The sequence below is a fragment of the Lacibacter sp. genome (assembly GCF_057361365.1).
Genome location: NZ_JBMQSG010000021.1, coordinates 61,126 through 82,768, shown reverse-complemented (window position 1 = coordinate 82,768; position 21,643 = coordinate 61,126). Strand labels below are relative to the sequence as shown.

Annotated in this window: 14 protein-coding genes; 10 read left to right on the top strand and 4 right to left on the bottom strand. The window is 39.5% G+C overall.

Annotation, left to right across the window (positions count from 1 at the left end):
* Window positions 1-14 precede the first annotated feature (14 nt).
* The 9 genes from ACO1QW_RS17740 (at window position 15) to ACO1QW_RS17700 (ending at window position 15,816) form a co-directional block, all read left to right on the top strand.
* Window positions 15-440: a globin domain-containing protein gene (locus ACO1QW_RS17740; protein ID WP_486260723.1), complete on the top strand. Its 426-nt coding sequence runs from the start codon at window positions 15-17 to the stop codon at window positions 438-440.
* A 145-nt stretch (window positions 441-585) separates the two neighbouring features.
* The gene (locus ACO1QW_RS17735) at window positions 586-993 is read left to right on the top strand and encodes a globin domain-containing protein (RefSeq protein WP_486260722.1); all 408 of its coding nucleotides are present in this window, start codon (window positions 586-588) and stop codon (window positions 991-993) included.
* A 485-nt stretch (window positions 994-1,478) separates the two neighbouring features.
* Window positions 1,479-5,999 carry a PAS domain S-box protein gene (locus tag ACO1QW_RS17730; protein ID WP_486260721.1) on the top strand — a complete coding sequence of 1,507 codons (4,521 nt, stop codon included), beginning with the start codon at window positions 1,479-1,481 and terminating at the stop codon, window positions 5,997-5,999.
* Window positions 5,996-6,448, top strand: a complete 453-nt coding sequence (locus ACO1QW_RS17725; RefSeq protein WP_486260720.1) for a response regulator — start codon at window positions 5,996-5,998, stop codon at window positions 6,446-6,448. Before ACO1QW_RS17730 ends, ACO1QW_RS17725 begins: the two co-directional genes overlap by 4 nt.
* The gene (locus tag ACO1QW_RS17720) at window positions 6,435-8,300 is read left to right on the top strand and encodes a PAS domain S-box protein (protein WP_486260719.1); all 1,866 of its coding nucleotides are present in this window, start codon (window positions 6,435-6,437) and stop codon (window positions 8,298-8,300) included. Before ACO1QW_RS17725 ends, ACO1QW_RS17720 begins: the two co-directional genes overlap by 14 nt.
* Window positions 8,301-8,916: 616 nt before the next feature.
* The gene (locus tag ACO1QW_RS17715; RefSeq protein WP_486260718.1) at window positions 8,917-11,931 is read left to right on the top strand and encodes a PAS domain-containing sensor histidine kinase; all 3,015 of its coding nucleotides are present in this window, start codon (window positions 8,917-8,919) and stop codon (window positions 11,929-11,931) included.
* Window positions 11,932-12,146: 215 nt separating this feature from the next.
* Entirely contained in the window at window positions 12,147-14,669 is a 2,523-nt protein-coding gene (locus tag ACO1QW_RS17710; RefSeq protein WP_486260717.1) for a sensor histidine kinase, read from the top strand.
* Between the two features lie 29 nt (window positions 14,670-14,698).
* Entirely contained in the window at window positions 14,699-15,328 is a 630-nt protein-coding gene (locus ACO1QW_RS17705) for a response regulator (protein WP_182804201.1), read from the top strand.
* A gap of 122 nt (window positions 15,329-15,450) precedes the next feature.
* Window positions 15,451-15,816 carry a response regulator gene (locus tag ACO1QW_RS17700; protein WP_486260804.1) on the top strand — a complete coding sequence of 122 codons (366 nt, stop codon included), beginning with the start codon at window positions 15,451-15,453 and terminating at the stop codon, window positions 15,814-15,816.
* A gap of 7 nt (window positions 15,817-15,823) precedes the next feature.
* Here ACO1QW_RS17700 and ACO1QW_RS17695 read toward each other — a convergent pair whose 3' ends face one another.
* From ACO1QW_RS17695 to ACO1QW_RS17680, 4 genes are all read right to left on the bottom strand, one after another.
* Complete coding sequence (locus ACO1QW_RS17695; RefSeq protein ID WP_486260716.1) at window positions 15,824-16,615, bottom strand: hypothetical protein; 792 nt, start codon at window positions 16,613-16,615, stop codon at window positions 15,824-15,826.
* Entirely contained in the window at window positions 16,608-17,795 is a 1,188-nt protein-coding gene (locus ACO1QW_RS17690; protein ID WP_486260715.1) for a CHASE2 domain-containing protein, read from the bottom strand. Before ACO1QW_RS17690 ends, ACO1QW_RS17695 begins: the two co-directional genes overlap by 8 nt.
* Before the next feature lie 72 nt (window positions 17,796-17,867).
* A complete protein-coding gene (locus tag ACO1QW_RS17685; RefSeq protein ID WP_486260714.1) occupies window positions 17,868-18,275 on the bottom strand; it encodes a hypothetical protein in 408 nt (135 codons plus the stop codon).
* Between the two features lie 46 nt (window positions 18,276-18,321).
* On the bottom strand, window positions 18,322-20,325 hold the full coding sequence (locus ACO1QW_RS17680; protein ID WP_486260713.1) for a caspase family protein: 2,004 nt from the start codon (window positions 20,323-20,325) through the stop codon (window positions 18,322-18,324).
* Window positions 20,326-20,553: 228 nt separating this feature from the next.
* Between ACO1QW_RS17680 and ACO1QW_RS17675 the strand changes: the two genes are divergently transcribed.
* The gene (locus tag ACO1QW_RS17675; RefSeq protein ID WP_486260712.1) at window positions 20,554-21,618 is read left to right on the top strand and encodes a glycosyltransferase family 2 protein; all 1,065 of its coding nucleotides are present in this window, start codon (window positions 20,554-20,556) and stop codon (window positions 21,616-21,618) included.
* Window positions 21,619-21,643: the final 25 nt, after the last annotated feature.

The following is a 21,643-nucleotide window of genomic DNA, read 5'->3' as shown; positions in this document are numbered from 1 at the left end:
TAAAATAAATAACAATGACAGCTAACGAAATTCACCTTGTAAAGTATTCCTGGTCGGTGGTCGACCGTATTGATCCAGTAGTGGCAGGAGGTATTTTTTATAAACGCCTGTTTGAGTTGGCGCCTTATTTAAAACCCATGTTCAGTGAATCAATTCCTGTTCAATCGAAAAAACTAATGGCTATGATCGGTTACGTCATCAACAAGCTGGATAAGCTGGATACTATTTTGGAAGACGTAAAACAGTTAGCAAGACGTCATGTGAAATACGGCGTGCGTGAAGAACACTACGAGGTTGTAGGCGCTGCATTGTTATGGACGCTTGAACGGGCTCTTGTTTCCTTGTGGACGATCGAGCTAAAAGAAGCCTGGGCTAACTGTTATCATTTGCTTTCTTCTGCCATGCTGCAGGCTACGGCTGAAGCACCCGAACGTGCATAGTTGCTTCTCCTGGATATAAGGTTTAATAAGCCCCGCTTGTATGCGGGGCTTTTACACTTCAATTTGTTTTTACTACACTTCGGCTATATATTTTTTGCCAGCTTTTTTCTTTGCTTCAATTTTACGGTTGAGAAAATGAATAGCGATGACAAAGGAGGAAATTATATTAATTAAACGTACGTGGAAACTTTTCAGGGAAATAGATCCCGCAGTAGTTGGCGATACTTTCTACTCTAAGTTATTTCTTGACAATCCGGCAATACGCAAGATGTTCCCGAAAGACATGAACCAGCAGTATCAAAAAATCATTGATATGCTAAGCACGGTGGTGGCAAGGCTCGACCATCTTGAAGATCTGTCCGGTGAAATTGCTGCTATGGGTCGTCGGCATGTATCATACGGCGTTAAGCCAGCTCAATATCAAAAAGTAGGCGAAGCACTTCTCTGGACATTAGAGCAAGGGCTGGGAAGCGATTTTACTCCTGAAGTAAAGACAGCCTGGTCAAAATGTTATGCCACTTTATCTAATGCCATGATAACCGCATCGGCTTAGTAATTCAAGGCTTACATATTTCGTTTTGTCGGCAGCCCGCTTTGCGTTCAAGAAGTGTAGTAGGGGTACTACAAGCAATAGAGCAAGCAGACTATATTATAGCTAAGTGTTTCTATTCATATTTGTACCCTCGTTGTACCTGCAGGAAAAAGACGATTGTCAAGTACGAAATCAGCTTTTTCCGAAGCATTTTAGCCAGGAAAATGAGAACCCAAAATCCACATTTTTTTTGCAATAGCATAGATCCTATGGTTAAACTGATGCCGTTTCTTAACCTCCCATCATTTTCATCCTGCTAAGATCTGTGCTGTAAGAGCGTGCTTCTGGAAACGAATATCTTTTTCTTTCGCTGTATTGAAGTTTGATATGTCTTTCGGTTTATCGCTGAGCAGAAAGCAGATTTTTTTGTGCCTCACTTTTTTCCTGAATGATGAAGTACAACGAAACCTTGTGTTTTTATAAGTAATTAGAACCCGAAGCCATCAATGAGTAGTCGATCCAATAATCCTGTGTTCTTCAAAACCGTGTTTAATAGCTCGCCGGTGGGCCTGGCTATTATTGACGGGCAAGGTTTTTTTCTTGAAGTAAATGAAAAGCTTTGCAACATGTTCGGCTATCGATCTGCTGAACTTAACAACCAACCACTTTACTTAATTTTCCCCGATTCAATTCAAGATGAGGTTCATGCCATTCAACAAGCTGTTTTAAAAGGATTGCCTATTAAAAACAGCTTGTCAATTGGAAAAACGAAGCAAGGATCGTTGATTGAGCTTAGCATTCATTTTGATTCTTTCACCGATGAAACGGGCGATCATTTACTCCTGGCATCGTTTACTGATATTTCCCGGGAAAAGCAGAAGCTGGATGAAGCAGAGAATACAATTCTGAAATACCGTTCGGTTATACAGAACTCGATCCATGCTTTTTTTCTAACGAAGCCCGATGGAACCATAATGGAGGTTAATGATGCTGCAGAAAAAATGTTTGGCTACACTGCAGACGAATTTTGTTCTATTGGCCGAAATGCAATTATCGATGGAACAGATGTGAGATTGGAGCAAAAGTTAAAAGAGCGTAATGATAACGGCTTTTCAACAGGTGAACTGGTGGGTGTCAGAAAAAATGGCGATCGTTTTCCTTTCGAATTTTCCTCAATTAAGTACAAAGGAGTAAATGGCGAAGAAGCAACCAGCACTTTGGCGCACGATATTACCGTTCGGAAAGAACAGGAGCAACAACTTCTTCTTTCGCAACAGCAAATGGCATTAATCCTGAACAACACAGAAGAGATGTTCATGGTTATTGATAAAGATTATAACATTATTAATTATAATAAAGCAACAAGAGAAAGAGCTAAATCAATATTAGGAAAACAGTTGAATTTGGGCGATAGCTTACTATCGCTTGCAGAGCCGGAAAGGCATGCACATCTTGTAGCAGTATATGAAAAAGTATTGGCGGGTGAAATCATCCGGTACAAACATATAGTTGACAGGGGGCTGGGTATTGAACATTATCAATTTTCTTTTTCACCTGTAACCGATTCAGATGGAAGCTGCAAAAGCTTTATGATAACAGTGAGAGATATCACTATTGAAGAAAAGGTGTTGAATGATATTACGCAGAGCCAGCATTTGCTGCAGCAGGCGGAATCAATTGCACATGTTGGAAGCTGGGACCTGGATATTGTAACCAATCAACTGTATTGGTCCGATGAAGTATTTCGTATCTGTGGCCACCAGCCCAAAGCATTTAACCTAACTGTTGAGCGGGGTTGGTCATTTGTTCATCCCGATGATCTCTCTTCATTTACCAGCAGCTTACAAAAAGCCATTGTTGATAAAAAGAATTACGAAACAGATACCCGGTTTGTTCGTGCTGATGGAAGCATTCGCTACATCAATACAAAAGCAAAAATAATTTTAGATAAAGAGGGGAAAGCAATTCGCATAACCGGTGTTTTTCATGATGTAACTGATCAAAAGATCATGGAACGTGAACTTGCCATTCGTCAGCAAGAGTATAAATCGTTGTTTGATCAAAATCCCGATGCAGTGGTTTCATTTGATCTGCAGGGAAATTTCGTTAGTGTGAATGATGCGGGGATGTTAATAGCCGAATCAACACGTGAAAAACTGATGACCGAACGTTTCGATCAGTATTTCAGCGAAAGTGAAGCAGAGGTGATCCGGAACTATTTTAAAGAAGTAGTAAAAGGAGTATCACAAAGATTTCAAACAACTATTTCAACTTCTACCGGGAAACTAAAAACTGTGGCGGTAAGTTTAATGCCCATCATTATTTCAAATGAAATAACAGGCGTGTATGGCATCTTAAAAGATATTACACTTGAAAAATTGTATGAAGATGAGTTGGAGTTTCAATCGAACCTGTTAAGTACCATTCAGCAATCTGTTATTGTTACTAATAACGACGGCACAATTATTTACTGGAATAATTTTGCCGAGCAGTTATATGGCTGGCAACGAAATGAAGTAATTGGAAAAAAATTCCAGAACGTTTTAACTAATGATATTTCGCACGCACAGGCAACAAGCCTGATGGAGCAACTTGTTGCCGGCGAAAGTTGGAGGGGAGAGTTTGTTGTAAAGCCCAGGGATAACGATCCAATTAAAGTGCAGGTGCAGAATTCTCCTTTGCTTGACGCAAATAACAGGCTTATCGGTGTTGTGGGAATTAGCTGGGATATTACCAGTGAAGTGGAAGCAAGAGAGTATATAAAATTCCAGGCCAACTTATTGGATAATGTTGAGCAAGCGGTAATAGCGTCGGATTTAACAGGTACTATCACTTACTGGAATCATTTTGCTGAAAAATTATACGGTTACACAAAACAGGAAGCCATTGGTAACAAGCTTTCTATCATTACAACAAACGATCCGCATTATGTGGCTTTGGCAGGTGAGGTATTTCATTTGGTGGCGGCAGGCAAAAGCTGGTCGGGAGATTTTCTTGTAAGAAATAAACAGAATGAAGTGTTTACATCGTTCTCCATGAACTCTCCTGTTTATGATAACGATGGAAATGTGCAAGGCATCATCGGCGTATCGTACGACGTTACCGAACGTAAACTTGCGGAGCAGCAGAAAGAATTCGATCGTCTAGATAAGGAAGCACTCATCAATTCTACATTTGATTTGATTTGGAGTGTGAACAGGGAGTATAAATTAATAGCAGCGAATGAGGCTTTTAATCAATCGTTGAAAACGAATTATGATGTGCGGCTTAATGCGGGTGATAGCGTACTGGATGAAAATATCTTCACAAACGATGTGATCCAGTACTGGAAAAATTTATATATCAGGGCATTAAATGGAGAATCATTCACCGTTGAGTTGCACTTTCCTGCCACAGCTAACCAGGAAAGCCGATGGGATGAGATCAGCTTTAACCCCATTGTAAATAATGAAGAGGTTATTGGTGTTGCATGTCGTGAAAGAAATATTACTGAGAGTAAAACCCATCAACAAAAATTATTGGCGGTCAACAACAAGTTGGAAATGGCACAACAAATTGCCAAGTTGGGTTATTGGTCGCATGATCTTAAGAAGGACGTGTTATTCTGGTCAAAAGAAGTGTATACTATTTTCGGTGTAGAGGAAGATGCGTTCAAATCAAACTTTAATTCTTTTTTCGATCGTGTTCATCCCGATGATCGGGCTGAATTCCTGAACCAGCAAACTAAGGTATTAAAAGGCGCACCGTTGCAACATGAGCACCGGATTATTATGCCCGATAAACAGGTAAGATTTGTTTTGCAAAAAGGTTCGGTGATTTATAATGATGCCCAAGAGCCGATTTTTGTTGAAGGTACTATCCAGGATATCACTGAAGCAAAGCTTGCGGCAGAAATTCTTAAAGTAAATGAAGAGCAGTTAAATCTTATTTACAACACCACTGCCGGCATTATTTTTTTAATAGGTGTTGAAAACAACGGCGAAGATTTTCGTTTCATTTCCATGAATAATGCTGGTTTAAGCGCTGTGGGTCTCCAACAAAAAGATGTGTTTGGACAACCGGTACACAAAGTTATTCCTGAGCCTTCCTATTCATTGGTGGCTAGAAAATATAAAGAAGCAATCAAGCTTGGAAAAGCAGTTGTTTGGCAGGAAGAAACTACTTACCCAACCGGCACTAAAACAGGTGTAGTAACTGTTACGCCTATTTTAGATAAAGAAGGTAATTGTGTGCGGCTTGTTGGTTCAGTAAAAGACATTACGGAACAAAAAATATCGGAGTTACGTTTGAAAGATCTTTACGATCAACTTGAACAACGTGCAGCGCAATTACAAATTTCAAATACTGAACTTGAGCGATTTGCATATGTGGCTTCCCATGATCTGCAGGAGCCATTGCGGATGATCAGTAGTTTTTTGCAGTTACTCGAAAAGCGATACCAGGGATCTATTGACGAAAAAGGCCGTGACTATATCCGTTATGCAGTTGATGGATCGCTGCGTATGAAATATCTTATCAATGACCTGCTTAACTATTCCCGTGTAAGTACAAGCCGCCAAAAACTTGAACAGGTTCATATTGACTTTGTCATAAAGGATGTGTTGCAGAACCTGAGTTTGCGAATCGAAGAAAAGCAGGCTGTAATAAAAACATCTTCATTGCCTTTATTATCCATGGCCGATAAAACCCAGATGATACAGTTGTTTCAGAATGTGATCGGCAACGCATTAAAGTATTCAGGCGACAAACAACCTTTAATTGAAATTGATGCTGTAGACAAAGAAGATGAATGGTTATTTTCAGTTAAGGATAATGGAATTGGTTTTGATGAACGATTTGCAGATAAAATATTTGTGATTTTCCAGCGCCTGCACAACCGGAGTGAATACTCGGGAACGGGTATTGGCCTGGCGATATGTAAAAAAATCATCGACAGGCATGGAGGAAAGATTTATGCGGAGTCGGTGCCCGGAGAAGGAAGTACATTTTTCTTTACAATTAAGAAACACCTGGTTTCCGAACAATGAAAGAGCAACTTATGAAAGAAGTACAGGTATTATTGATTGAAGATAACCAGGGCGATGATTTGCTTACGAGAGAAGCATTCATTAGCTGGAAACTAAAGAACAGCATTGTTACATTAAAAGATGGCGATGAAGCATTACGTTACTTGAAACGTGAGCAACCCTACAATCATGTTTCAGCACCTGATCTTATTATACTCGACATAAACCTTCCTAAAATAGATGGTAAGGAAGTATTGAAATGTATAAAGTCCTGCGATGTATTAAAGCACTTACCGGTTGTTGTGTTTTCATCGTCTTGCAGGGAAAGCGAAGTGGAAGAAATAAGAATGTTAAAAGCTGATTACTATTTACAAAAGCCGGTTGATTTGGGCGGCTATTTTGATGCCATTCGTAACATCCAGAATTTTTGGATGAACAATTTTAAAAAGGGAGTTTATGAAGTACAGTGATTTGCATGTGTTGATTGTGGATGATAACCCGGGTGATCAGTTTCTTATCGAAGAACTGCTGCAAGACACATCATTGCATATTGTAGCCATTGAAAAGGCAATGAACGTGCAAGTTGCAGTGTCGCTGTTGCAACAAAAGAATATTGATATCGTGTTGCTCGATCTTTCTTTGCCCGATTTTAATGGCATCGACACTTTTCTACAAATTAATAAGCATGCTCAGAATATTCCTGTGGTGATTCTTTCTGGTATGAATGATGCCAAAACAGCGATAGAAGCAATTGCCTTGGGCGCCCAGGATTTTCTGATGAAAGGTGAGTTTAATGAGAAGCTGCTGGAAAAAACAATTTTGTACAGTATAGAGCGGAAGAAAACTTTACTCCAATTACGATATAGCAATGAGCGTTATCAACTGGTAAGTAAAGCAACAAATGATCTTGTATGGGATTGGGATGTGCCGAACGATAAAGTATATCGCAATGAAGAACAGTTTGTGAAAATTCTGCAGCTACCTGCTGAATTGAGAAATGAAGGAAACGATTTCTGGGCTTCACGTATTCATCCCGACGAAGGCGATCTAAAGCATAAAATTCTCAGCGGTCTTGAAAAAGATAAAACGGCAACTCATTTTGAAGAGCAGTATCGTTTCTTACGTGGAGATGGCGTTTATATTCATGTGTTAGATAAAGGCTATGCTGTAAGAAATGAGCAAGGCAACGTTACCCGTTTGATCGGTTCGTTGCAGGATATTACTGAACGCAAACTTGCTGAAGAGCAGTTAAAAGAATCGGAAGAGAAATACCGCCTGTTCTTTAATAATATTCCGGCCAGTGTATTTATATGGGATCTTGATAGTTTAAACATTGTGGAAGTAAATCAAACTGCCTGCGATAATTACGGTTACAGCAGGAAAGAGTTTTTAGGAATGACGATGCAGAACATCCGGCGCACTGAAGATCATTTAAGTTTTACTTATTTTGCCAACGATGCAAAGAAAGATTCGTTTACTTCTGTAAGCAGGTTGTGGAAGCATATCAATAAACAAGGCGATGAAATGTATATGCAGATCATTTCAAATAAGATTCAATACAATAATCGCTCTGCAATTATGGCCATTGCTTCAAACGTAACTGAAAAAATTAAACTGGAGCGTAAGCTGGAAGAAGAAAGGCAAAATATGGAATACGAAATAACAAGAGCTGTTATTGTGGCGCAGGAAAAGGAGAGAGAAGAAATTGGCCGTGAACTGCACGATAACGTAAACCAGATTCTTGCAAGCTCAAGACTGTATCTCGGTTTAGTAAAAGAAAGAGGCTGGGATTATAAAGCGTTTATTGATGAATCGGATGTGCTGATACATGATGCCATACAGGAAATTCGTCATCTTTCGCATGCATTAATTCCACCGGCTATGCAGGATGCTGATCTTGAAAAATCAATTAACACACTTATCAATATTGTGCAGGAAGGCAGTGGCATTATTGTTTCAAAAGAAGTTTCCATTATTGATAAAAGCCTCATGTCGGAGCCATTAAAACTTGCCATTTACCGCATTTTGCAGGAGCAGGTAAATAATATTCTCAAGTATGCAAAGGCATCAACACTCGAAATTCAATTGTTGCAGGAAGATCATAAAATTGTGTTGCGTGTAAAAGATAACGGTGTTGGTTTCGATCCGGAACAAAAAACGCAGGGTGTAGGTTTAATGAACATACGCACACGAGCAGCTTTGCAAAATGGAGAAGTAAAGATGATTACTTCTCCGGGACAGGGTTGTGAATTGCAAGTAGAATTTAAACTGGCATGCCAAATGAAAAACCCGGCTGCTGCTAGTAGCAAAAGCCGGGCTTAATCGTTTTCCTTGCAACAGGAATTTTGGTTTTCAGGATACGGATCATCATCAATCATCATCTTATCATCATCGAATTTTCGGTCGCCATAGGTTGGATTATCGTGGTTTCAGAGGCGTTGGAAAAAATTTCTTTCGCCCGTTGCTTATAATACAGGTTTCTCAATGATCTTTTTTACAATTGCTTCAACACTACAAAGAGACAAATTTCGAACGCCTGTAACAATAGAATGCCTGCTCATCTTAAGGTCATTGGCATTGCGGAAAATGTGTAGTTGAAAATCTACATAGATGAATTTTTCGTCAAGTGTTTTGCTCAGGCAAAAACAATGTTTCTAATAAAGCTTAGTGTAAACCATTACGAAATGAGAAACTTTCGATGTGTTTCTGCTAATTTTAAAACAAAACACAGAGAAGGGAAAGAAAATTGCTATTTTGTAATAAAGAACTGCATGGAAAATAACAGAAAAAACATCAATCTTGCGTAGGCTTAAACCATCCTCCTATGTTCATCATTTCGATACAAAAACCAAAGGTTTTGCGGTTGCTCCTTTAGCCCAAAAAGTTATCCAAAGCCTTCATCACCTGAATTAACACAACAATTTATTGCTAAACCATAATGAACGGAATTGTCAAGAATGTTGAGGTTATGCAAATGGTTCAATCCATATTAGTCATAGAAGATAATGAAGGAGACTTCTTTTTAATTAAAGAAGCACTTGAATCCGGCGGTATAAAAACCGGCGAGATCATTAACGTATCAAACTTTCACCAAGTTCGTGAAAAAGCCGCAGGCATTTCGCCTTCGCTTATTTTTCTTGATCTTGTAATGCCTGATAGTTACGGATTACCTGCTTTAGCAGAGATCAACCAGCTATTCCCTGCGTCTCCCATTATTATCATCAGTGGCCTAAATGATTTGCAGTTGGCATTGGATGCTTTACAAAGAGGCGCACAGGATTACCTTGTTAAAGGCGAGTTTGATGACGCAACGCTTACCCGCAGCATTCAATATAGTATTGAACGTAAGAAAAACGAACTGGCGCTTATTGAAAGTGAAAATCGTTTACGTACTATTCTTAATACCGATCCCGAATGTATAAAGCTGATGCGGAGAGATGGGGAGTTGATTGAAATTAATAAAGCTGGTTTGGAAATGTTGGAGATCGGCGTTTTTGAAGAAGTAAAAGAAAAATCAGTTCTTGACTTTGTAGCCGATACGTTTAAAGAGAACGCAGCTGCAGTAATAAGGGAGGCGTTTGACGGAAAAGCAGGTTCGATTGAATTTGAAATGATCACTAAAAAAGGAACTAAGCGTTGGTGCGAATCAAACATTGTTCCCTACAAAAATGCGGAAGGAAAAATTATTCATGCATTAGGTGTTACCCGTGATATTACTTTACGAAAACAAAAAGAAGAACAGCTTCGCCGAAGTGAAGATATTCGCAAACTTATTATGGATTCGGCACTCGACGCCATAATTTGCATCGATAAAAATGAGGTGATCTTTACCTGGAACCCACAGGCAGAAGAAATTTTTGGATGGAAACAAGAAGAAGCAATCGGCAAAAAACTTTCTTCGCTTGTTATTCATCAACGTTACTACAGTAAGCATCAGAAAGGGTTTAGTGAATATCAATCCACCGGCACAAGTCATATGATCAATAAAGTTATGATTCTGCCGGCTGTGCGTTCCAATGGCGATGAGTTTATTGCCGAGTTATTGATCAGGGAAATAAAAAACGGTGATGATTATTTCCTGTGCACGTATGTTCGTGACGTTACCGAGCGCATCAATGCCGAAAAAGAATTACAACGATCAAGCAGCAGGTTTCAACGTATCACCAGCACTACAAACGATGCTGTGTGGGAATGGGACCTCGAAACAAACAGCCTTTGGTGCAACGAAATGCATCAGCAATTATATGGATTAACACTGCAGGATTCGGTGCCCGAAAAAGCAGATTGGGTTTCCCGCATCCATCCCGAAGACCGCTATACCATTCTGAAAATGCAGGATGATGCGTTGGCTTCTGACACAAACGTGTTTATCTCCGAATACCGTTTTCGTACAGGCAACGGTAGTGAATACAAATACATTTTCGACCGATGCTACATCACCCGCAATGAACAAAATGTGCCCATCCTCATGACGGGTAGCATGATGGATATAACTGAACGTAGATTGGCTGAAGAAAAAATATTTCATTCAAACCAGCGGTTTGAACTGATTGCAAATACCACCAACGATGCTGTTTGGGAAACAAATCTTGAAACAGGTTTTTCGTGGGGAAATGAGATGCATCAAAAATTATATGGACTTACATTAGAGAGCGAGATTCCCGATTTTGAAAAATGGAAAGAGCATCTGCATCCCGATGACAGAGATTGGGTCGTAAAAAATTTAGACGATGTTTTAGCCTCGACCGATAAAACATGGATCGTAGAGTACCGGTTCATAAAACCTTCAGGTGAAATAATAACTATTTACGATCGTACCTACATTGTTCGCAATGCCGATGGTAAACCTGTGCGCATGATGGGTAGTATGATGGATATTACGGAACGCAAAACTGCAGAAGATGCTTTATTACAGAGTGAAGAAAAATACCGCACACTTGTTGAACAGGCAACCGATGGTATTTTTATTGCCGACCACACAGGAAAGTTTATGATCGTTAATTCAGCAGGTTTAAAATTATCACAGTACACTGAAGAAGAACTATCAACGCTAACTATTTATGATTTGGCCGATCCTGATGAACTGAAAATAAACCCCTTCAGGTTTGAAGAGATGAAAAATGAGCTGGGAGCCAGAAGTGAACGCAAACTGAAACGAAAAGATGGAACGATTGTAGATATTGAGATCAATGCTAAGTTTTTATCTGATGGACGATTCCTGGCATTTATTCGTGATATCACCGAACGTAAAAAAGCAGAAAACGAATTAAATAGTTCTTACAAAGCCATTCGAAAACTTACCTCGCATTTGCAGAATGCAAGGGAAGAAGAGCGCACTCATATTGCCCGTGAAATTCATGATGAACTTGGCCAGCAGTTAACCGTGTTAAAAATGGATGTATCGTGGTTAACAAAAAAAATCAAACAGCTCGAAAGTCAACAGTTAAATGATAAGGCAACGGAAATTGTTCAGATGTTGAATGACACAGTAAACACTGTTCGTCGTATTTCATCAGATCTGCGGCCGGTTTTGCTCGATGATCTTGGTTTGGCTGCGGCCCTGGAATGGCACCTTGCAGAATTTGGTAAACGTTCAGGTATAAAAACAGAATTCTTCACACTCGAATCGGCAGTGGCAATTCCAAAAACAACAGCTACCGGTCTCTTCAGAATTTACCAGGAAAGTATTACCAACATTGCCCGCCATTCAGAAGCAACAGAGGTAATGGTGGAATTATTTGTGGAAGATAAAGTAGTAACCATGACAATTTCCGACAATGGAAAAGGGTTTGATGTAACCAGTGTTGGACGAAAGAAAACATTAGGCGTTTTAGGCATGCAGGAACGTACTGTAATGATGGGGGGTACTTTTAGAATAAAACGTAACCCGGGCAAAGGAATGAAAGTGGAAGTGCATGTACCTGTTACGCAAGATGAAGCTTATGACTATTGATGAAATAATATACAATTGAGGAAGTATAATGGAGGTAAAAACGAAAAATAGAAAGACCAATGAATGGGTTTAGTCCGGACCTTGATCTACAGCACAGGCTGAGAAGCAGGTCCTTTATTTTGCTTGCGATTATTTTACTTATCGCCCTGCTTTCATTGGCTGGCTGGGTATTTTCTATTCAGTTGTTAAAGAGTCCTGTACAAGAATTGGTAGCTATGAACCCAGTTACCGCAGTTTGTTTTATAACATTGGTGATAGCAGTTCGACTTAAATTGAATTTCAAACAAGAGGCAAAAAAGAAATTGTTAGCAGATATTATTGCCGGAATCATTTTTATAACTGTCGCCTTAAAACTTATTGGCACGGCTGAAGGTTGGCAATTTGCTATAGAAGAACGGATTTTGGCGCAAGATAAAAATACAGGGGCACATCCTGGCCAGGGCAGTAATATGGCAATCAATACCGCCCTATGTTTTGGTTTATTGGTTACTTCTATTCTTTGCTTTCGAAGGTCGAAACATGTATTCGTATTCATCTCTCAAATAGCAGGTGTTTTAGTATTGATGATCTCCGTGTTTACAATTCTTGGGTACATTTTTGGCGCACAGGAGTTTTATGAAATACGGCATTACCAGCCCATGTCGATTTACACCGGTATTTGTTTTGTCCTTTTTTCATTGGCATTGATGTTTGCATCACCCGCCAGGGGACTTATGGAACAGCTTACAAGCAAGTACAGCGGCAGTTATATTGCCTGGCGTTTGTTTTTACCTGCTTTTGTTTTGCCTGTAATGATAGGGTTGTTACGTATCTGGGGGCAACAATCGGGTTTATATAATTTTGAATTTGGATCTGCTCTTTTTGTTACCAGTATGATTCTTGTTTTCCTTTCATTTATTTGGGTAAATACATTGTTGCTTAACAAGCGTGAACAGAAACAGGAAGAAATTATCCAGGAAAAAAATTACCTCGCCAACCTCGTTGAGCAAACGAGTGATGCGATCCTCTCAACCGATCCCTCTCTTAATATTGTGAGCTGGAATAAGGGTGCTGAAGAAATTTATGGTTTCAAAACTGAAGAAGTCATAGGCAAACCTTTACGTGATATATTGAAGAGTCAGCTCGAACCGGAAGTGTCACGTAGTTTGATGGAAGACTTAAACAGGAGGGGATATTATAACGCTGAGTATTTATTTTTCAGCAAAGAACAACAACCTGTTTACGTGCAGGCTTCTGTTTCAGTATTGAGAAATACCGACCAGGATATTACTGGTTATGTTGCTGTGCACAAAGATATTTCGGAGCGGAAGCAACTGGAAAGACAGTTACAAATTTTTAATCAGCAACTGGAGGCTCAGGTAAAAGAAAAAACGGCTGAGCTTCGGAATGTGTTTGAACGTATATCCGATGCGTTCATAGGGATTGATAACGATCAAAAAGTTGTATACGTTAATAAAAAAGCAGAATTACTTTTTAATGTTGATTCTACCCAACTCCACAATACTTCTGTTGCTGAATTGTTTTCAACCGAAGAAGGTGAAGTGGAAGCTGCAATTCAAGAAGCATTCAAGTCGAGGGAATATATTTATCTCGAAACATGGCTTGCCCGTTTTCAAAAATGGTTTGAACTAAATATTTATCCATCGCCATCCGGACTTTCAATTTACACACGTGACATCACTATTCGTAAAAAAGCATTGCTGGAACTAAATGCAAGCGAAGAAAAATACCGTCTCTTTTTCGAAAACAGTATGGACGGTATTTTGCTAACCGATGGTAAGGGAAAAATATTTTCAGCCAACAAAGCAGCAACCGAAATATTCGGAATGTCAGAAGAAGAAATATGCCAGGGCGGAAGAGAAGCAATACTTGATGAAAGCGATCCAAACTGGCCAAAGTTTTTTGAAAAGAGGAACAGGTTTGGTAAGGCTCAAGGAGAATTGAGGCATTTCAGGAAAGATGGATCTACTTTTCTGGCAGAGATTACTTCCGTTAAATTTAAAACAGCTGCAGGCGAGGAACAGACAAACACCATCATTAGGGATATTACCGAGCGTAAAAAGGCGGAAGAAGATCTCAATGATTCTTACCAGCAAATACGTCGCCTCACAGCTTACCTTCAAAAAGTGAGAGAAGATGAACGAGCCAATATTGCACGTGAAATACATGATGAGCTTGGCCAGCAGTTAACCGTTATGAAAATGGATATTACCTGGATGAAGAAAAAAGTGAAAGCAGGAATTGTGGAGCCCTTACCGGAAAAAATGGATGAAGTACTGGAAATTATCGACGGAACAGTTTCTTCGGTAAGGCGTATAGCAACTGATCTTCGGCCGAGCCTTTTGGACGATATCGGGCTTATTGCAGCAATTGAATGGGAGGCCGATAAGTTTGCAAAACGCACGGGCATAAAAGTAAAGCTCTCAAAACCCGAATCTGTTGCCTTGCCACCTGAATATGTTACCGGTTTGTTCCGTATTTTGCAGGAGTCGCTAACAAATATTATTCGTCATGCTTCTGCCACTCAAGTAGATATACATTTGAAAAATCAAAACAATGAGTTTATTTTGTGTATTGAAGATAATGGTTCGGGATTTGACATGAATGCTGTGGCGGGAAAGAAAACACTTGGTTTGCTGGGGATGAAAGAACGTTCAGCTATGATGCAGGGAGTTTTTATTATTAACAGCGAACCATTGAAGGGAACAAAATTGGAAGTGAGGGTGCCATTAAATTAATTGCAACCTAAATACCCACGAACGTCGTTATGAAAAAAATTTTAATTGCTGACGATCATGCTATAGTAAGGAGAGGATTAAGGCTATTATTGCTTGAAGAATATCCTTCGGCAGAAATAGGTGAAGCTGGTGATGCAGAAACACTCGTAAATAAGATAATTCAACAGGAATGGGATGTTGTGATATGCGATATAAGCATGCCTGGCCGTAGTGGGCTTGATGCACTTTCACAGATTAAGCAAATTGCCCCTAAATTACCCGTGCTTATTATGAGTATGTATCCAGAGGATCAATATGCACTGCGTGTGTTGAAAGCCGGTGCTGCAGGTTACCTGGGTAAGGAAACTATTCACGACGATATTGTAAAGGCAATTCAAACAGTACAACTCGGTAAGAAATTTATTACACCCACCATAGCCGAAAAGTTGGCGAAAGCATTTGAAGTGGATACTACTGATCAACTCCATGAAAAACTCTCTGATAGAGAATTTGACGTTTTCAAAATGCTGGCAAGTGGTAAAGCCGTAAGCGAAATTGCTAACCAGTTTGCGTTAAGTGTAACCACTGTAAGCACCTACCGCTCAAGGGTACTCGAAAAAATGGGTATGAAATCTAATGCCGATCTCACAAGGTATGCGCTGGAAAAGAAGTTGATTTAAGCGATGTAGTTGTTATACTACCTCTTGTAGTTTAAAGCTCTACAGTTGTACGGTGAAATCTCCTATAGTTCCATCTTTGTAACCTCACTAAATTGCTGTTCAATTAATAGCCCTTGAAATCGGTGATTCTTATTGTTGACGATAATATTAGCTACGTAGAACGGATGCTTTCTATCCTTTCTGAAGATTTTATTGCCGCAAAATTTCATACAGCTACAAATTACGACGATGCAACGGCACTCATAAATGAACTGCAGCCGCAAATTGCCATGCTCGATATAAACCTTCCGGGCAAAAGCGGTATTGATATTCTTAATTACATCAAACAAAATAACAGTGATTGCCGGGTGATTATGATCACCAATCATGCATTTGAAAGCTACCGTAAAAAATGTATGGAGTTAGGAGCTGAACACTTCCTCGACAAAAGCTCCGATTTTGAGAAAATATCATCTATCCTCAGCGAAATGCTGGCGCAGTCTAATTAACTCCCGGTTAGCGGAGTTGGTACACTTCCATCCATCGTTCAAACAAATCTTTTTCAAGTAAACGCAACATTGCAGGGTCCTTGCTGTAAGCCGTTCGCAATTGTTTTAATTGCTGCTCAATTATTTCTTTATCGGCCGAAGCTGGAACAATTGCAAGAAATGAAACTGTTGTCGATTTACTATCGGACGGTGTTGCGTGCCAGGCAAGCAGAGCAGCACTGCTATCGGTTTTAAACAACTGCTCTGTAACTATAAATGTATTTTGGTTGCGGATGATGGTATCAATACTGTCCCTGTTGAGACGGATATGCAATTTGTAAGGAATATTTTTTTGATCGGGTTTCCATTGCAGCGTAACAGGGAAGGAAAAGATAAAACTGCTATCCGCTGGTAACTGCATTGCTTTTCTGCCTCTGTAAACTACTGCTGTTACTTTTTGTTTTTCATCTATGTTTTCACTTTGCAGAAATTTTTCAAACACATAGCTAAAGAATGCAGATGAAACCGAACTTGTGTTTCCCTTGCTAAAAAGCTGCATGATTTGTTTAAAACTATAAGTGCCGGGTTTATTTAATTGTAATGATTTGCCATCACCCCGCACCAGCATAACATCGGCTTGTGGTTGAACAATGATGGTGTGCGGCGCCGTTAAAAACATGCCACGCTTTGCAATTTCTTTTTTCCCGTTTTCTACCCGTTGTACATTTTTGTTTACGTGGTATAGCAGGTATTTCTGATCATTGCTTGCTTGCGCAAATGACTGCTGCAGTAAAAAAAGTATGAATAATAGTTTAGTCATTTTTATTCGTCACTAAAAAAGCTGAGGTGATAGGTATTTTCATTTTATGCTTCAGGAAGTTAAGCAAAGCTTCGTATAAATTTATGAAAGTTGGGAGTAAAACTAAGCAGGCAAGAAGCAAACCTGGGTCGAATTTTATATTGAGATAGGTGTAGCAGAGTAAGGTGAGGAAAACAATAAGCAGGCTGCCGACCAATTGGAACAAAGTGCCTACCGAATTAAACCAAAGATCGCCTTTGAAAAACAGGCCACCCATAATGGGCAGAATAAGCCAGATAATAAAGAACGATAACAAGCCAGTAACCCATTTCGGGATCACTTTTATATGATCTTTTTCTAAAGCCATCCGAAGGATATTGGCATGTATCACCAAGCCATACATATCGGGGTAACTACGACCCGATAATCTTGCATTCAGCGGCGTAAATAATTTGTCTTCATCAAGTCGCATATCAGCTCGCTGAGAGGGTATGCCAAGATAGCCAAGCAGTACAATTTTATTCTTTAGCTGCGTAACATCAAATTCTTGAGCCATCACTTCATCAAAATCGAAATAGTTGAAATTAGCAAGATTACCATAATAATGAATTTCGGTTTGTTGGTTTGTTTTCTTCTTTAAACGTTGGTAAACAGTTGAATCGAATTTCTTAAGAATACTGCTTGTAAATGCTTGCTGGTTTTTATTGAATGGATAATAATACCGGATAGTTGAAAACTCCGCATGTTCGCCCGCCACATTGGTATAACCGCCTTTACTTTCAGTAAAAAACTTATTGCTGTAAACTGAAGCTTGCTCCTGTTCAAAATTGGCGGCATAACCAAATACGTAATTGTTATGGGTTTGAAATGTTTGCTTCAGTAAACTATCATCATTATTCTTTCGCTCAGCAAAAATTACATCAAATGCTACAACCTTAGGTTGGCCTTGCTGAATATGCTGCAATAAAAAAGCAAGCTCTTTGCGGTTCTTGTTTTCAACATTGATGAGTACAAGATTTTTGTTATAGATTTTATTCTTGTCCTGCACCTTGGTGTAATACAAATCGGTTAATGTGAAATCACGAAATGCTTCAGTGAATGGGTCGAATATTGAGAAGTTGAGAATGAACAGCGATAACAACGCTACGCATCCAAGAATAAAAAGGTTGAGCAGCAGGTATTCACTAAAGAATTTTTTCATGAGCCGAAGTTGGTATAAAAAAAGAAGGGTATAAACAATTGTTTATACCCTTTTGCAAATTTAAGAAGCTTATTAACGCTTAAGGTTTAAGGTAAACACACGGCTATCGTTGCAATAGCTGCTGTTGCTCCAATACAAAGATTTGTCGGTTGTTTCAGCATACCATTTTGTCCAGTTGCCCGGTACCCATACATCAATGCGAACTGATGTAGCATACGGAGAAAGACGACCTTGATAGATACCTTCTACCCAAATGTCAACATAGTGACCGGTAAAATTATCGAAGTAAGCATAGCAGTAACCACGGGTTTTCTTTTCACGTGGACCACCTTCAGGGCCAGGTAAATCTTTCTTTTCTTTTACTTCCTGTGCAATAACTGCAACTTTCTTTTTAGGAGCAGCAGCTTGTGCAGTTGCTTTGTTGCCAAATGCAACAGTTAAACCTACGATAGCGATAGTAAGAAGCACTAACTTTTTCATACTGTTTGATTGTTTTTTGATTTGTGATAAATGATGGTTTAAAGATTTATTGTTTTTTAGGAACGATTTTAAATGGTACTGAATGAATATTGACTGCATCGGGTTGAATGGTTTCTTCGCCACTGCCACGTGTTTGCACACCTTCTGTTTTGTTAATGCCCAGCATTAATTTCTCGAATGGATTATTTGTCTTTGGAGCATCGCCACGGCTTAAACCCGGGGCTGCAAATACCTGACGTAGATTTAATGCCGATTTTGCTGAAATCAACTTTAAAACATTCATTCCATCGGGCGGTCCAATACGGAATATTCTTGTTAAACGAACGGTATCGCCGGGGTTAATAAAACAATCCATTGGTTGCTGATTGGCCGCAGGGAACAACACATTCACAATATTGTCGGGTTGTATTTCAAGAATGTTATAGTACAATCTTTCCTGGCCATTGTTAATGATGCGGAGATTATAACGATCATCGTGCTGAAACACGATATTGCCTGATGCATCTTTAATTGTTTTTACTGGAAGATCTTTAATGATGGCGTTATTATTTCCTTCAGCTTTTTTATAATCAATAGGCACAAATTCAAACACAACATTCAGTTCTTCATTTTTCATGTTTAGGTTGCGCAGGTAAGCAGCACGGCCATAAGCGCCTATCTTTGAACTGATAAAAGTAGAAAGTTGTTCTTCCGTCAATGTTTTACTGCAAACACCTAACCTGTAGTCGCCTGATGTAGAAACATAAATAGAATCAGCACTAAAACCGGTAGCACCATATTCAATAAACACATCGCCTTGGGCCTCGGTAAGTTTTGCCTGCTTTATCTGCGATACAATTTTCTTCACCGTTGAAGCAATAGCGGCATCAGTTGATTTAATAGTAATGGGAACAGTAAGATCACCAAAGCTCACTTCCTCTAAAAATATCCAGGCAGTTTTTAATACGTCCTCAGCTAGTTCAGTATCAAGTTCCACTTCACTGCTATAATCGCCAGCGGTTACAATGCTTCCTTTTGCAATTGGTTTAGTTGTTGTTCTGTTGTATGTGTTTGATGGGTAAACAGAAACGGTAGTTCCTGCAAATACACTATAGATCTTACCACAGGCGATTGCTATCTTTTTCTTGCTGATGATTTTTTCAGTTGGAAAATAGTTCGGCTTGCCTAATGCGTTGCCACCAAAAATTTCTTTATCAAGATCACCTTCTGCATTGGGAGTTTGGCCTGGCACCATTTTGCTCATCTCTAAGCGAACATTATCAAACAAACCACGATAACTTGTTTTACTATCGCTTTTTGCCAATGCTCTTGAAAAAGCTAATGACAAGCTTCCGCAATGTTCATCGCCACATTCCTGGTTAAGTTCCGATGCGGCCGACGCAAAGAACGCACTCATTGGTGCAAGTCCTGGTTTTGATTCGCCCAAACTAAACAGGCCCTCATTTACAATTTTTGTATTGCTAACGGGCTTGTAGCCTTTCGGTGCATATTTAGTGGTAGTGCCACGGTAGTTGCCAAGTCCTGATCTTGTACTTGTGCCGCTGTGGCAGGCATCAACAATTACCAGAAGGTTACCATTGCTGCCAAGATGTTTACGAATTTCTTCCAGCTTAAGACCAAACACATCGTCTCTTAAATGTTTTTCAACTCCTTCTTTATATTCAATGGGTGAATCGTAAGTAACCAATGCTTCATCGTAGCCATCAGCTTCATCGCCATTATCGTCCATTACCTGTTGCCCATGACCGCTAAAATGAAACACGCAGATATCACCGGGTTTTGACTTGCCAATAAGTTGCTGCTGCATGGCAGTGAGGATACCAGTTTTCGTAGCTTCTTTGTCAACAATTATCCGGATGTTTTCTTCTTTAAAACCCTGGCGTTTCAACGATTCTTTAATAAGTGGAATATCGTTGTCGGCATTCAGATCGTTCCAGCCAGTTGATGGAGCATAATTGGAGATTGCCACGATCAATGCATACTTCTCAGGAGTTTGAGCAGTTGCCTGCATCAACAAAGTGGAAAGGGTTAAGAATAAAAATAGTTTCATTTTGTGGGGGGAATTACTGTCCCCGTTTACTTGGGCAATGTTAGCAATGATAACAAAATATTTCTATACCCACTTCAAGGTATTTTAGCTGGTAAGTGTAAACCTGAATTCGGACGAATGCTTCAATCTTTTTATTTTTAACCCATGTGGACTGTTTTGTTTTATTGCTGTGCAGGGATTATTGTGTACTCTTATCTTGGATACCCGGTGTTGCTGTATATATTTTCAATGGGAAAGAGAACAAAAACGGTCTATACCTCCGGAGAAGAACCTCCAGTATCGATCATTATTGCAGCTTATAACGAGGAGAAAGTGATTGAGGCTAAGTTGAACAACACATTTGCACTTGATTACCCTTCTTCAAAACTCCAGGTTATAGTGGCTGCCCATGGATCTACAGATGCTACGGCAAGCATAGCAAGTTCTTTCAATAATGTTTCTGTGTTATATGCAAATGAGAGGGCAGGAAAAGCTGCAGCCATTAATGATGCCATTCAACATGCATTGCACTCCATTATTGTTTTAACAGATGCTAATACCATTTTATCGGCGCAAACTCTAAAGCATTTGGTTGCGCCATTTGCTGATGAGAAAAACGGTGCTGTTGCCGGAGAGAAAAAAGTGATCAGTGTAAACGGGTCAGCCGCATCAGGCGAGGGCTGGTATTGGAAATATGAATCATGGCTTAAACAACAGGAGACAAAATTTTATACGGTGGTGGGTGCGGCAGGAGAGTTGTTTGCTTTAAGAAAAGAATTATTTGTTACGGTTCCTCATCAAACTATTGCCGATGATTTTTTTATTTCGATCAACATCAACTTGCAACATAAAAACGTACAATACGCTTCAAACGCCGTAAGTACTGAACCTGCCTCTGCATCATTAAAAGATGAGTGGAAGCGAAAAGTAAGAATTGCAGCAGGAGGTATCCAATCTCTTTCTTTATTGAGTAAGGCACTCAATCCTTTGAGGTATCCTTTGCTCGCTTTCCAGTTTTTTTCTCATCGGGTGTTACGTTGGGTGTTTTGTGCCCCTGCTTTTATTTTATTATTAATTAGTAACGGCGCCATTTTATTCCAGGAAAGCACAAGCCTGTTCACATTATTCATGTTGCTTCAAGTCTCGTTTTATTTATGTGCTATAATCGGGTGGCAGCTGGCAAAAAATAACCGCTCTTTCTTTTTGTTCAACATACCATTTTATATTGTTTTTATGCATGCGGCCATGCTGGCGGGTATCGTTCGTTACGCTAACGGTAAGCAATCAGTGCTGTGGGAAAAAGCTAAACGGTAACCTTTGCTAATTGTTTCTTCAATAA